We start from the raw sequence: 14061 nt of genomic DNA, 5'->3' as shown, positions 1-14061 counted from the left end.
TTACTTTTGTTTGTGGTTATTCAAAAGTCTATCACAAATGACTTTTTTATTTTTCTAACTTAATTTTACAAACCGCGTAATAAAAAAAGCTGACGCGTAAACGTCAGCTCATTTCATTTTATTCAAATGAAGTTAAATCAAGCGTAACACTTGGGCCAAAAGTTGAGGCGATTGAAGCGTGCTTGATGTAAGTACCACGTACTGATGCTGGACGAGACTTAACGATGATGTCATCCAAAGTCTTCAGGTTTTCAACCAGCTTGTCAGTGTCGAATGATACCTTACCGAATGGAACGGCAACGTTACCATCACGGTCAGTCCGGTAGGTAACTTGACCAGCCTTGGCATCCTTAACAGCCTTAGCTACGTCCATCGTAACCGTACCAGTCTTAGGGTTTGGCATTAAGCCCTTAGGACCAAGGACCCGACCCAAACGACCTACCTTAGGCATCATGTCTGGGGTAGCGATTGCGACATCAAAGTCTAACCAACCGTCTTGGATCTTTTCAACTAAGTCGTCGTCGCCGACAAAGTCAGCACCGGCTTCTTCAGCAGCCTTAGCGTTGTCACCGTTAGCAAATACGATAACAGTTTGGTCCTTACCAGTACCATTTGGTAAAACAATGGCACCACGTAATTGTTGGTCTGCTTGCTTAGTGTCTACGTTTAAGTTAAATGCAACTTCAACCGTTGAGTCAAAGTTAGCAAAGTCAATATCTTTTACTAATTGAACTGCGTCGTTAACAGCGTATTCCTTCTTGCTGTCAACCTTTTTAAGCGCATCTTGGTACTTCTTACCACGATTCTTAGCCATCTTGTGTTTTTCCTCCTTGCAAATGTGGTCTAGCGGAGTTAATACCTCCCACGGAGACACACTACTTTGATAGTGCATCCGGACTGCTTAACAACTAGTCTTCAACAGTGAAGCCCATGCTGCGTGCAGTACCTTCAATCATGCGCATAGCTGCTTCAACGTCAGCTGCGTTTAGATCTTGCATCTTAGTTTCGGCGATTTTCTTAACTTGATCCTTGGTTACCTTAGCAACCTTCTTCGTGTTAGGTTCACCGGAACCGTGTTCAACACCAGCGGCCTTCTTCAGTAAGACAGCAGCAGGTGGCGTCTTAGTAATGAAGTCGAATGAACGGTCTTCGTAAACAGTAATTACAACTGGGATCAGCATACCCTTTTGGTCTGCAGTCCGTGCGTTGAATTCCTTAGTGAAGCCCATAATGTTAATACCTGCTTGTCCAAGTGCAGGACCTACTGGTGGAGCTGGTGTTGCTGCACCGGCAGGAATTTGCAACTTGACAACGTTAGCTACTTTCTTTGCCACGAGACAAAACCTCCTTAGTCCGTGTTGTGGTCATGATGAGGCAGAAAATTTACCTCTCCCACAGTATGTCAATAGCATACCTTAATAAAATACCACAATTACTCGTCGTATTCAATAATCAATTATTCAACGGTATCAATTTGGTCGAAACCAAGTTCGGCAGAAGTTTCCCGGCCAAACATTTCCACGTTAACCTTCAACTTTTGCTTTTCATGGTCAACCTCAGTTACCTTACCAGTCAAATCAGCAAATGGACCAGCGATTACCTTTACAGTGTCGCCTTCCTTAACGTCGATATCACTGACCGTGATATCAGCACCCATCCGCTTTATGATCCGTTCTACTTCTTCCGGAAGTAATGGCGTTGGCTTGGAGCCACCACCGTGTGAACCCAAGAACCCGGTTACACCAGGGGTGTTACGAGCGATGTACCATGCTTGGTCGGTCATGATCATTTCAACCAGGACATAACCAGGGAAGGTATTTTCTACGACTTCCTTTGCCTTACCATCCTTGACTTCACGAACAGTTTCTTCAGCAACGACTACCCGGAAAATATAGTCTTGCATCCCCATTGATTGGGCCCGTGATTCCAAGTTACTCTTCACCCGGTTTTCGTAACCGGCGTAGGTATGCAACACATACCAACGTTTTTCATGTGATTCCACGATGAATCCTCCTTTTAATTTTGCCAAAATAAAAAAACTTCGTCAGTCCACGAAGTTTCATCACCGTTAGTATAACAGACCACCATTTGTTTTACCACTATCATTAAACAAATAGTTTCATTAATGTTTGAATTAACCAGTCAAATAAAGCAAAGAACAGGATGAAGAAAATAGTTAGTGACAAAACAATTGTTGTGTCCCGCCGATTTTCCCTTGCTGTTGGCCAAACAACCAGCTTCATTTCATGGTTAACACTTTTGATAAATCGAATTAAGTGCATGTTTGCCTCCACCTATTTACTTTCGCGGTGAAGTGTATATTCCCCGCAATGTTTACAGAATTTGCGTAATTCTAAACGTTCTTGCCGTTGAGGGTTTGCAGTAATGGTGTAATTACGTGCACCACACTTGGTACATTCCAAGGCAACTTTTTTCTGGGACATACTAAACACCTCCACACAGTCATAAGGTTATCACGAATGACCACGGGAAAGCAAGCAAGGTGACAAATTAGGCTTATTGTTTCATGATTTTTAATAGCTTAATCCGGGTGCGGCTCAACGCACTCTGAATCTTGCGCTTGCTGCACCCTAATTCAACGGCCAGCTCACCAGTTGAATAGCCTTGATGGATAGCATATAAAACCTCCCGTTCAAAAGATGAACATTCACAGACTAGTTCATGAAAGCTTTGCTGGCAAAAGCTAATCTCATCTGGCTGGCCCATGCGTTTATCACGGAGCGAATCACTGAAATCCTCCGTCAATGAAGCCATCAGTCCAGCGGGAATTCGCTTCGTTGCCTGCCGTGCCCGGTAAAAGTCTAGAATTCGGTTAACCAGACTCTGCTTTAAAAAGCCGCTAAATTGTCCCGGCGTGGTTCCGCGGTATGACTTTACCACCTTTAGCAAAACCAGCCGTGCTTCCTGTTCCCAGTCCGCAAACTCAAGATCCGGAACAAAGTACCGTTGCCACAGTTTTCGAACTAGTGGCTGATAGCGACGGAAAAGCTCCTCAAACTGCTTTTCATCCATCTCGCTTTGCAACTTACATAAGCTTTCTTCTACCTCTCGTGCCTTTCTTTGATCCAAACGCATTAGTAATAACTCCCTAAATAATTGCGATTGACCCGTCACGATTTTCAATCATTTTCATAATGATTCCCGTTACCATGGTATTTGCCTTCCCCATGGTTCGGTGCAGGTTTATTGCAAAATCCACGCGTCTGTTGATAATTTACCAAAGCACCTTTTTCGAGACAACATACCACTGGAGGATTAAAAACAACCAATCGAACGCTAATGGCGCATCTGTGCTACTACACTAGCCGGCAGCATCCTTTAGAGAAATGATTTTTGTAAGCGTTAACAATGATTGGCTGCTTGATAAGCAAAAGAGCAGGAAAAGACAAAACGTTGTCTTCCTGCTCCTTAAAAATTATAGCGGGTGACGAGAATTAAATCCTTGATAGATTAGCAATCCCGCTGCCACACTTGCATTTAAGCTTTGTACGTGGCCAACCATTGGGATCGTCAGCATTTCATCACAGTTTTTCTTTAACAATGAAGAAATGCCCTTCCCTTCATTGCCAATGACAAGTGCTACCGCGCCATGTGCATCCCAGGTCCGGTAGTCTTTTCCTTTCATATCAGTGCCGAATAACCAAACGCCGCGGTCCTTTAGCTCCTTTGCCGTCTGAACTAAGTTTGTTACCCGGGCAACCGGAACGTGTTCAAGCGCACCAGTAGAGGTTTTGGCCACCACTGAAGTCAAGCCAACTGCACGGCGCCGTGGAATGATAATTCCATGGACACCAGCAGCGTCCGCCGTCCGGATGATTGATCCCAGGTTATGCGGATCCTCAAGTTCATCTAAAATAAGGAAGAAGGGATCCTCACCCTTTTTTTCCGCATTTGCAAAAAGGTCATCAATATCTGCATAGTGATAAGCAGCAACCGCCAAAGCGACCCCCTGGTGGTTCTGGTGATCAGTCATTTGGTCGAGTTTATTTTTGGGAACGTTTGAAATTACCAGGTGCTGTTCCTTTGCTAACTTAATAATTTCTGCAATTGCATCTGCCTTCAACCCGGACTGGATAAAAACTTTATTAATTTCCTGGTCGGACTTAAGTGCCATTACTGCCGGGTGCCGGCCAATAATGAAATCTGTGTTTTCAGTTTTCATGCTTTGTTTTTCCCTCCTCAACTTGCTTGATGCACCATTCTGCCAATTCAGCAAGTCGGTCCTGCTGTCCAGATAATTGAAGGTAGCCCATCAAGGCTTCGAAACCGGTTGAAATCCGGTAGGTTAACACCGAGGTATGCTTAGCATGAGTATGACTATTTGCATTGCGACCCCGCTTAAAGTAAGACCACTCCTCTTCGGTTAGCAGTTCGTCTTGCTTCATCAAATCAATCAGTGCCGCTTGCGCCTTAGCAGATACGTAGTGGGTCGCCAAGTGTTGCAACTTGGTCGGCTTACTCAGGCCCTTGCTTAGCAAATGCTGGCGGATAAATACTTCATACACCGCATCTCCTAGGTACGCTAATGCGATCCCGTTTAATTGCTGGTAATTTGCCTCTTCCATTGTTTTCTCTTAATTACTCCTTCTTATAGCGTGTCCCTTGTGGGGTGTCTTCAAGGATAATTCCTTGTTTCTTTAACTCATCACGGATTTGGTCGCTCCGGGCAAAGTCCTTATTGCGCCGTGCTTCATTCCGTTCTTCAATTAACGCCTTAATTTTATCATCATCAATTTCATTATCCTGCGCTACTAGCTTGATTCCGAAAATGCTGATGAGCTGTGCTAACTTATCCTTATATGCCTGCAGGGCACCCTGCTTGACGGTTGGCCGTTGGGCATAGGTATTAGCCGCCTTCACGAGTTCATAAACGACCGCAATCCCGTTTTGTACATTAATGTCATCATCCATTGCCGTAATAAAGCGGTCAGTAAAGTCAGCTAATTGCTTATCAACTGCCTCATCATTACCGGCTGCAGCGTCCTTTTCCCGGTAAGTAAGGTTATCATAAGCAGTCTGAATATGGTTAAGATTATTTTTAGCATCCGTTAGGTTTGCATCACTATACTGGATTGGCCGCCGGTACTGGGTTGTTGCCATGAAGAACCGCAATACTTGTGGGTCAACTGTCTTAATAATGTCATGGACAGTAATAAAGTTGTGCAGCGACTTACTCATCTTTTCGTTATCCTTGCCGATCGTAACAAAACCATTGTGCATCCAGTAACGAACAAATGGCTTGCCAGTTGCTGCTTCGCTTTGGGCAATTTCATTTTCGTGGTGTGGAAATTCGAGATCCTGGCCACCAGCATGGATATCCAGTGTATCGCCAAGGTACTTGGTAGACATTACTGAGCATTCAATGTGCCAACCAGGACGACCCTTCCCCCATGGTGATTCCCAGTTGATTTCACCAGGCTTGGCTGCCTTCCAAAGGGCAAAGTCCATTGGATCTTCCTTCTTACCAATTTCATCCTCGCTGACATGTTCGCTGGCCCCCACTTCCAAGTCATCAATTGACTGGCCAGAGAGTTGGCCATAGTGAGCAAACTTACGTGCACGGTAATAGACATCGCCATCACTTTCGTAGGCATAGCCGTTATCAATCAGCTTTTGAACGAAAGCAATGATCTCAGGAATATTTTCCGTTGCCCGTGGATGCATGGTTGCCGGCTCAATATTAATTGCCGTAGTATCTTCCATGAACGCCTTAATAAACTTGTCAGCCAGTTGAGGAACCGTGATTCCTTCTGCATTTGCTTCCTTAATCATCTTATCGTCAACATCAGTAAAGTTTGAAACATAATTAACCTTATATCCCTTAAATTCGAGGTAGCGACGAACGGTGTCAAAAGCAATGGCACTCCGCGCGTTGCCAATATGGATATAGTTGTAAACGGTGGGACCGCAGACATACATATTAACAACACCAGGATGTAATGGTTTAAATTCTTCTTTTTTTCGCGTTAAAGTATTGTAAATTGTTAACATTTCTAGATACTCCCATCGTTTGAAAATCCTTAGCTACCAGCTTCTCAATAATTCTACCACATTCATCCAGATATTCAGTACGAGATATAAATTCAATCTTTTTACCCCAATTTACAATTCTTTGACCTTTTAGTCATAATTTCTTCACATTCTACGGTTACTATAATAACCGTAGCAAAGATGAATATCTTTACTACACAATGAAACCTATTATTTTTCAATTACTCCTCCCAATAGTAACCGAAAAATTAATAATTTTACGAAATCTCCCCCAAGATTATCGTAATACTCCCTAATGAGATAGCACTCCCAGGCTATCTCTTTTTTTGTTTTAAATTACTGCACTAAACAAGGGAGCTGTGACACAACCCCGGTTAGGGCCTGTATGGCTAGCATAGGACGATCGTTAGCACGGAACGGGCTAGCGATTGTCCGTAGCTAGACACTAAGGCCCTGGGTTGTGTCACGCGATATCTCTGTAATATTCGGAGCTAAAACAAGGGACTGTGGCAAAACCGAGTTTTGTCACAGTCCCTTGTTTATCGTAGTTTAGAGAAATAAAAGTCTTTCCCTAATTACTTTTTACTATCTTTTTTATCCTTTGCCTTGCCACCGTCTGGATTTTGTTCATTGATCCCCTTCTTGGAGTGAAGCGGACGAGCAAAAATCATTCGACCGGCATCAGTTTGCAAGGCACTGGTTACTTCAACATCAATTGGCTTATTCATGAAGTAACGGCCATCTTCAACAACAACCATCGTTCCGTCATCAAGGTATGCAACACCCTGCTGCCGTTCGGTCCCTTTCTTAACGACAACCACCTTCAGTGTTTCACCAGGGATTACCCGGGGACGTAAAGACTTAGCAAGGTTATTGATGTTCAGCACGTCAACATTTTGGAACTGGATTACCTTATTTAAATTGTAATCATCAGTAACGATTACCCCGTCAACCTTTTTGGCAAGGGCGATCAATTTACTGTCAACTTCCGGAATATCTTCAAAGTCCCCATCGTACATCTCAATCGGAACAATTTTTTCCTTCCGTAACTTGTTTAAGATATCAAGTCCACGCCGACCACGAACACGTTTAATGCTCTCTCCTGAGTCCGCGATGTATTGCAATTCATAAAGGACAAAGTTGGGAACCAGCAGCGTTCCTTCCAAAAAGCCAGTCTTAACCAGGTCATAGATGCGCCCATCAATTAAGATGTTCGTATCCAAGATCTTGTAGTGGTGGTAATTAGTATCTTGCTGCTTAATTACTTCCCCTTTGCCATTGTTTTCCTTATTCCGCCGGGCATCAGCTAGCTTTTTCCAATCATCAAGCCGTGAGGTACCAATTTTAAAACCATAGTAACTAAAAGCGACCATCAACAGAATTGGTAACAGGTTATTAACAACTGGAATCCGTGTCCGCCATAAAGGAATCGAGATCAAAACAGCCAGTACTAGCCCGAAGATTGTTAATAGGGCACCAAAGAAAACATATAAGGGGCTCTTACTTGTCAAATCATGTTCAACCCGGTGGATAACCTTAATTGTTGGGTTTACGAATAGCAAAGATAATAACCAGAAAATAATTGCACCAATCGCAATATCCATAAATACCAACAATGACGGGTTAATTTGCCAGCCAGCAATATCCCATAATAAAGGTAGGTAATAGAAACCAACCATTGCGCCAACTACCAGATAAATCAGACGAATTATCCGTTTTAACATTTGCATTCCTCCTTAAAATAGATCAATTAGCCTAAAGCTAACCGCAGTGCTTCACGCAGGGTTGAAACACCAATTACTTGAATTCCACTTGGTGGGTTCCACCCCTTTAGGTTGTTCTTCGGAACAAAAATTCGTTCAAAGCCTAGTTTCTGTGCTTCTGCTACCCGCTGTTCAATCCGGTTAACCCGCCGGATCTCACCTGTTAAACCGACTTCGCCAACAAACGCGTCCGCTGGCCGGGTTCCCTTGTCACGGTAACTAGAAGCAATGCTAACCGCGATTGCTAAGTCAATGGCGGGTTCATCCAATTTAACACCACCGGCTGCCTTAAGGTAGGCATCCTGGTTTTGCAGCATCAAATTAGCCCGCTTTTCAAGGACCGCCATAATTAATGATACTCTGTTTCGGCTTAAACCGGTAGCAGTTCGCTGTGCATTTCCATAAACGGTTGGCGTAACCAATGCCTGAATTTCAACAAGGATTGGCCGGGTTCCCTCAAGAGAAACCACTACTGATGAGCCGGTTGCATCCTGGAGCCGTTCTTCAAGAAAAATCTCTGATGGGTTTTTCACTTCGGTCAAGCCGTTAGTATGCATCTCAAAGATCCCCAGTTCATTGGTTGAACCAAACCGGTTTTTCACTGACCGTAAGATCCGGTAAGTATGGTGGAGGTCTCCTTCAAAGTAGAGGACGGTGTCAACCATGTGCTCCAAAATCTTTGGGCCGGCTAGCGCACCACCCTTTGTCACGTGGCCAACCACGAAGATTGTAATATTATTACTCTTCGCAATTTGCATTAACTGCGCAGTTACTTCGCGAATCTGTGAAACGCTCCCGATTGCTGAGCTAACATCCGTCGCCTGCATTGTTTGAACAGAGTCGATTATTACGTATTCGGGGTTAAGATTTCGAATTGTTTCCTTAATACTATCCATGTTTGTCTCGGGGTAAACGTAAAAGTCATCCCCTAAAACTCCCAGGCGTTCAGCCCGCATCTTGATCTGCGTACCACTTTCTTCCCCGGAAACGTAAAGTACCCGGTGGTGTTCATCGCTCAACTGACCCGACACCTGGAGGAGCAAGGTCGATTTACCGATTCCCGGATCACCACCAATTAAAATCAGCGAACCCGGCACAATTCCTCCACCTAGTACCCGGTTAAGCTCATTTAACTTGGTCTTGACCCGTGGTGTTTCCTTTGCGTTAATTTCATTAATTTTTTGTGGCTTAGCAATCAACCCCGTCAGCGTCGTAGTTGCCCGCTTAGTGGCAGCAGCCTTGGGTTGGACTTGTTCTTCAACTAGTGAGTTCCATTCGCCACAATTTGGACACCGTCCTAGGTACCGTGGTGAATTATAACCACAATTTTGGCAAACATACTGTGTTCTCACCTTTGCCATGTACTAACTTCCCCTTACTTTTTCGTTGAACCGAAGCCGCCTTTTCGTTGGGCATGGGGTTCTTCTTCACCATCTGCCGTTAAGAAGGGCATGAAGATCCCCTGGCCAATCCGTTCACCCTTTTTAATGTGGTAGTCGCGGAGGCCAAAGTTAATTAGCTGGAAAAAGATTTCCCCTTCATTGCCCTCATTGTTGTAATAGTCTGCATCAACAATGCCAATCCCATTTGGTAGGATTAGTCGGCGTTTCAGCGGACCACTAGACCGGTTAGCCAACAGCAAAAATTCATTTTCCTGCATGTAGGCTTTAATCCCGGTAGGTACTAAATACGGTTTTAAACAAGCATCCGCACTTTGGTAATCGTCATCAGTCAACTTCTTTTGCTGGTGCAATGTCCATAATGCCTTGATGAAATTACCCTTCCAGATTGATGGCAGGGTAAAGTCCTCTGATGCTTCAAAATCATATCCTGCCGCCTGTGCTGTTTGGCGTTTTGGTAGCCGTAACCCTTGATCCTTTTTCGCCGAAATTATTTCAAATCCACGTTGCACTTTTTATTCACCTCGTCTGCTTTAAATGCTATCTTAATATTATAGGATAGATTAAATTCTAATGGTATTAGTTCGCTTGACTTTTCGGATGACTTTATCGAAAATTAACTTTGAATGGATGTGATTATAATGGAATTTAAAGTTGATGGAAATCGGATTATTGCACAAGACAAGTCGCACCCGCTGATCGGTGAAATTACTTTTCCACCATTGAGTGACGGCCGAGTTGTCGTTGAACGAGTATTTGTTAACCCTGACTTCCGGGGACAAGGGATCGCCGGTAAGTTGGTTAAAGAGTTCGTTAAGTATGCAAAGGAACAAGATTTGACGGTTAAGTTAATGTGTCCTTACGCTAAGGTCGCATTCCAGAAACATCCTGAATACCAAGAATTACTATTGCCGGAAGACCGGATGGATTAAGGGGGATTTTTTCTTAATGAATCAAGACGAATTGAAGGCGCAAACTGGTAAAGAATCAGTTAAGTACATTAAGTCAGGGATGATCGTTGGACTAGGGACTGGTTCCACGGTCCGTTACATGGTTGATGAACTTGGTAAGCAAATCAAGGAAGGCAACCTGACTGATATTGTGGGGGTTACCACTTCTAGTCGGACCGCCAAACAGGCCCGTGATTTGGGCATCACCATTAAGGATATTGATGATGTCGACCACATCGACTTGTGCATCGACGGTGCCGATGAAGTCAGTGATGACTTCCAAGGTATTAAGGGTGGCGGTGGCGCCCTTCTTTGGGAAAAGATCGTTGCTAACGCCTCTGATAAAAAGATTTGGATTGTGGATCAAAGCAAGTTAGTCCACAAGTTAGGCAAGTTCCCATTGCCGGTTGAAGTAATCCCATTTGGTGCCCAGTTGGTATTTAACCGGATGGAGAAGAAGGGTTACAAGCCAAGCTGGCGGATGGATGGCGACCAAAAGTTCTTAACTGATGAAAAGAACTACATCATCGACCTCCACCTTGGTGAAATTGACCACCCAATGCAACTAGCAGACGAACTCATCCACATGGTTGGGGTCGTTGAAAGTGGTCTCTTCTTAAACCGGGTTAACGATGTCATCGTTGGTACTGAGGATGGTCCAAAGGTATTGCATGCCCGTTAAAAAGAAGCTGGAAATTTCTTAAAGTCCCGATAGGTAAACGAAAATAGCTGTTGGCACAGAAAATGGGTCGGCGTTTGTCCTCGTTTAGCCTTACGGGACTTATTTTTTCCCGTGATTATTGTGTAATATTAAGAACTAAAATAAGGGTGTGACAGGACTAAGTGGTTTTGTCACACCCCCCTTTGCTTTATAATAGTAATTAACAATCTTAAGGAGGATTCAGTCCATGAGTTTTTCAATTTCAAATGATGATATTGCCAACTTTCGTGCTGACTACAACAGCCGTCGCGATAGTAAGGTCTTAGAGCGAACCGTCACCAAGAACGGTGTTCGCAATGCTAGTTTTGACTGGCACTCCATTGCCGATGACACTCCCCATTTTTCAATCGACCTGAAGACAGGGAACGTTGCTGACCAAAAGCAATCTGGTCGCTGCTGGATGTTTGCCGCATTAAACACCATGCGTCACGACATGCAAGCTAAGTTTAACCTGCCAGATGATTTTGAACTTTCCCAATCTTACCAGTTCTTCTGGGACAAGTTTGAAAAGGCCAACTACTTCTACGAAAACGTCATTAAGACCGCCAATAAGGCTGCTGACAGCCGGAAAGTTTCCTGGTTGATGGCTGCTCCCCAAAGCGATGGTGGTCAGTGGGACATGCTCTGTGCATTAATTTCTAAGTACGGAGTAATGCCAAAGTCTGCAATGCCGGAATCATTCAACTCTAGTAATTCCCGTGGAATTAATGATGTCTTAAATAACAAGCTCCGTCATGATGCTGTTATCTTACGAAAGATGGTCAACGATGATCAGGCTAGTGACAAGGAATTAGACGCTGCCCGGCAAAAGATGCTTAATGAAGTCTACCGGATTTTAGCCTACGCCTTTGGTGAACCAGCTACCCACTTTGATTTTGAATACCGGACAAAGAAGAATAATGAATACCACCGTGATGCTAACATTACACCACTGGAATTCTTTAAGAAGTACGTTGGCTGGAACCTTGATGATTATGTTTCCATCATTCAAGCACCGACTGATGACAAGGAATACCACCGAACTTACACCATCGACATGTTAGGAAATGTTGTCGGCGGTCGGCAAATCAAGCACCTAAACCTGCCAATGGATGAATTTAAGCAGCTCGCTATTGACCAGCTTAAAGCCGGCGAAAGTGTCTGGTTCGGTTCCGACGTGGTAAAGTATTCTGAAACCAAGCTTGGTATCATGGCCCTCAACACTTACAAATACGATGAATTATTTGACGTTGACCTTGATATGTCTAAGGCAGACATGTTGGACTATGGTCAAAGCATGATGGACCACGCAATGGTATTGACTGGTGTCGACCTAGTTGATGGTCAACCAACTAAGTGGAAGGTTGAAAACTCATGGGGAAACAAGGTTGGCCACAAGGGCTACTTTGTAATGAGCGATGAATGGATGGACAAGTACTGCTTCCAAATTGTTATTAACAAGAAGTACCTGTCCGATAAGCTTCTTAAGGAACAAGCACAAGATCCGATTGTGCTCAAGCCGTGGGACCCAATGGGAACGTTAGCTTAAGGTATAAAGAATTAAAAAGCAGCGATGGAAAGAAGACGAAAATGGCTTCTTTTCATCGCTGCTTTTTTATATGCTAATCTCAGTCAAATCACTTAACTGTCCGGTCAAGGAAATCTTGAACGATCTGGTAAACCCGATCACTCCAAAAGTCCTTTTCATGGTTTGCACCCTTAACCCGGTAAGCCTCAACATCGTATCCTTCTTCATCCAGCTTATGGTACATATCTTCCATTTGGTGGTAAGGGACCACCTTGTCAGCATCACCGTGCAAGAGCAAGAATGGTGGATACTCCTGTCCTGACTTTACCTGGTATAGTGGGCTCATTTCTTTCTCAATCGTGGGCCACTTTTGCTTATCCATCCCCAGCAGGCAGAACTTTAGCAACTCGCTTCCGGGCACCGCAGCAGTATAGTCGAACGTATCCTCAATATCCATTGGAGCAAAGCAACTAACTACGGCATTCACCCGGTCAGATTCAGTCCGGTACAGGTGCCCTGCATACCGCGGGTCATCACCCGTCAAGGCCACTAGCATTGCCGCATTTGCCCCGGACGAAGTTCCCCAAATAGCAACCCGGTCCGGATCAATTGCGAATTTTATTGCCCGCCGACGAAGGTAGCGAATTGCAGTCCTAACATCTTCAAGAAAGGCAGGGAATGGATAACCATCTAGTGTATTCCGGTGCTGGACAGTTGCCACCACGTATCCGGCCTTTACAAACCGCACCAGTTGTGGAATTTCTTCTCCCATCTTGCCAACCCGCCAGGAACTTCCCTGCACAAAGACAATCAGTGGCCGTGGTTCGGGATGGTACTTGAGTGGGAAGCGTTGCGTCCATGGCTCCAGCAGCGCCATTTTTAGGGGACGGCCATCAACCGCTGCATAGGTAACGTTGTCGATTAACCGCACCTGCCCCTTTAACTGGGGATTGTTTTCGATTTCATGAATTGACATCCTATTCACCATCCATTGTTATAAATGTTTTATTTTTGACCTGTAAGTGTTCATCAAACTGGTACCAGATCGGTTTGCCGTTTGGCACTTCAACCTGATCAATCTCATCATCAGGAATCTTATCAAGGTACTTAATCAGTGCCCGCAAAGAACTGCCGTGGGCAACAATCAACTGGTTCTTACCATCAAGAAGACGTGGTGCTACCTGGTCTTCCCAGAATGGCAGTAACCGCTTTTGAGTCATTGCCAAACTTTCACTGAGCGGCATCTCAATCCCAAGACGGTCATAGCGCCGGTCATGTTGCCGTTCGGTCAATTGCGGTGGTACCTCCGTATAGCCGCGCCGCCAGCGGTGGAGTTGGTCGGCACCAACTTCTTCTTTAACGACCGCCTTGTTCCGACCGGAAAGTGCTCCGTAATGCCGTTCATTTAACCGCCAAGTTTTATGGATTGGAATGTACAATTGGTCAATCTCATCCAAAATAATGTTGGTAGTTTTGATGGCCCGGGACATATAGGAAGTATTAGCATCGCTAAATAAGATACCAGTCTTCTTCAATGCCTTACCAACAGCAATTCCCTGTTCAATTCCCTTATCAGTTAATGGGACATCAGTCCAACCGGTAAAAATATTATCCCGGTTAGCCTGACTTTGTCCATGACGCACGATTACTAAGTTTACCATTAATATTGCACTCCCTTTTGCCACTTTAATGATAGCGTATTTCCCGG

17 protein-coding genes are annotated in these 14061 nt (G+C 44.4%); 3 read left to right on the top strand and 14 right to left on the bottom strand.

From position 1 onward, the window contains the following. Positions 1-118 precede the first annotated feature (118 nt). The 12 genes from rplA to QOS07_RS04440 form a co-directional block, all read right to left on the bottom strand. Entirely contained in the window at positions 119-814 is a 696-nt protein-coding gene (gene rplA / locus QOS07_RS04495; RefSeq protein WP_283587806.1) for a 50S ribosomal protein L1, read from the bottom strand. Positions 815-908: 94 nt separating this feature from the next. Further along, on the bottom strand, positions 909-1334 hold the full coding sequence (rplK, locus tag QOS07_RS04490; protein WP_222258981.1) for a 50S ribosomal protein L11: 426 nt from the start codon (positions 1332-1334) through the stop codon (positions 909-911). A 122-nt stretch (positions 1335-1456) separates the two neighbouring features. After that, a complete protein-coding gene (gene nusG / locus QOS07_RS04485) occupies positions 1457-2002 on the bottom strand; it encodes a transcription termination/antitermination protein NusG (RefSeq protein WP_283587805.1) in 546 nt (181 codons plus the stop codon). 103 nt (positions 2003-2105) lie between these two features. Beyond that, positions 2106-2282, bottom strand: a complete 177-nt coding sequence (secE, locus tag QOS07_RS04480; RefSeq protein ID WP_283587804.1) for a preprotein translocase subunit SecE — start codon at positions 2280-2282, stop codon at positions 2106-2108. A gap of 12 nt (positions 2283-2294) precedes the next feature. Continuing rightward, the gene (rpmG, locus tag QOS07_RS04475; RefSeq protein ID WP_283587803.1) at positions 2295-2444 is read right to left on the bottom strand and encodes a 50S ribosomal protein L33; all 150 of its coding nucleotides are present in this window, start codon (positions 2442-2444) and stop codon (positions 2295-2297) included. Between the two features lie 73 nt (positions 2445-2517). After that, positions 2518-3096: an RNA polymerase sigma factor gene (locus QOS07_RS04470; protein ID WP_283587802.1), complete on the bottom strand. Its 579-nt coding sequence runs from the start codon at positions 3094-3096 to the stop codon at positions 2518-2520. A gap of 340 nt (positions 3097-3436) precedes the next feature. After that, positions 3437-4183, bottom strand: coding sequence for a 23S rRNA (guanosine(2251)-2'-O)-methyltransferase RlmB (gene rlmB, locus QOS07_RS04465; RefSeq protein WP_283587801.1), 747 nt, complete (start codon positions 4181-4183; stop codon positions 3437-3439). After that, positions 4173-4586 (bottom strand): Mini-ribonuclease 3, encoded by a 414-nt coding sequence (locus QOS07_RS04460; RefSeq protein WP_283587800.1) that lies wholly within the window; start codon positions 4584-4586, stop codon positions 4173-4175. Before QOS07_RS04460 ends, rlmB begins: the two co-directional genes overlap by 11 nt. A gap of 13 nt (positions 4587-4599) precedes the next feature. Then, a complete protein-coding gene (cysS, locus tag QOS07_RS04455) occupies positions 4600-6012 on the bottom strand; it encodes a cysteine--tRNA ligase (RefSeq protein ID WP_283587799.1) in 1413 nt (470 codons plus the stop codon). Positions 6013-6587: 575 nt separating this feature from the next. Then, positions 6588-7736, bottom strand: a complete 1149-nt coding sequence (locus tag QOS07_RS04450) for a PIN/TRAM domain-containing protein (protein ID WP_283587798.1) — start codon at positions 7734-7736, stop codon at positions 6588-6590. Between the two features lie 26 nt (positions 7737-7762). Further along, a complete protein-coding gene (gene radA, locus QOS07_RS04445) occupies positions 7763-9136 on the bottom strand; it encodes a DNA repair protein RadA (RefSeq protein ID WP_283587797.1) in 1374 nt (457 codons plus the stop codon). Between the two features lie 14 nt (positions 9137-9150). Then, on the bottom strand, positions 9151-9687 hold the full coding sequence (locus QOS07_RS04440) for a dCTP deaminase/dUTPase family protein (protein WP_283587796.1): 537 nt from the start codon (positions 9685-9687) through the stop codon (positions 9151-9153). A gap of 129 nt (positions 9688-9816) precedes the next feature. Between QOS07_RS04440 and QOS07_RS04435 the strand changes: the two genes are divergently transcribed. The 3 genes from QOS07_RS04435 (at position 9817) to QOS07_RS04425 (ending at position 12374) form a co-directional block, all read left to right on the top strand. After that, on the top strand, positions 9817-10107 hold the full coding sequence (locus QOS07_RS04435; protein WP_283587795.1) for a GNAT family N-acetyltransferase: 291 nt from the start codon (positions 9817-9819) through the stop codon (positions 10105-10107). 16 nt (positions 10108-10123) lie between these two features. Continuing rightward, positions 10124-10807, top strand: coding sequence for a ribose-5-phosphate isomerase RpiA (gene rpiA, locus QOS07_RS04430; RefSeq protein ID WP_283587794.1), 684 nt, complete (start codon positions 10124-10126; stop codon positions 10805-10807). Between the two features lie 226 nt (positions 10808-11033). After that, positions 11034-12374 carry a C1 family peptidase gene (locus QOS07_RS04425; protein ID WP_283587793.1) on the top strand — a complete coding sequence of 447 codons (1341 nt, stop codon included), beginning with the start codon at positions 11034-11036 and terminating at the stop codon, positions 12372-12374. Between the two features lie 88 nt (positions 12375-12462). Here QOS07_RS04425 and QOS07_RS04420 read toward each other — a convergent pair whose 3' ends face one another. Both QOS07_RS04420 and QOS07_RS04415 read right to left on the bottom strand, forming a co-directional pair. Continuing rightward, complete coding sequence (locus QOS07_RS04420; protein WP_283587792.1) at positions 12463-13329, bottom strand: alpha/beta hydrolase; 867 nt, start codon at positions 13327-13329, stop codon at positions 12463-12465. Position 13330: 1 nt separating this feature from the next. Further along, a complete protein-coding gene (locus tag QOS07_RS04415; RefSeq protein WP_283587791.1) occupies positions 13331-14014 on the bottom strand; it encodes a 2,3-bisphosphoglycerate-dependent phosphoglycerate mutase in 684 nt (227 codons plus the stop codon). Positions 14015-14061: the final 47 nt, after the last annotated feature.

This window comes from Limosilactobacillus viscerum, from assembly GCF_947387525.1.
In the GTDB taxonomy this organism is placed as follows: domain Bacteria; phylum Bacillota; class Bacilli; order Lactobacillales; family Lactobacillaceae; genus Limosilactobacillus; species Limosilactobacillus viscerum.
The sequence above is the reverse complement of the archived record's forward strand: the minus strand, read 5'-3'. Positions and strand labels throughout refer to the sequence as shown.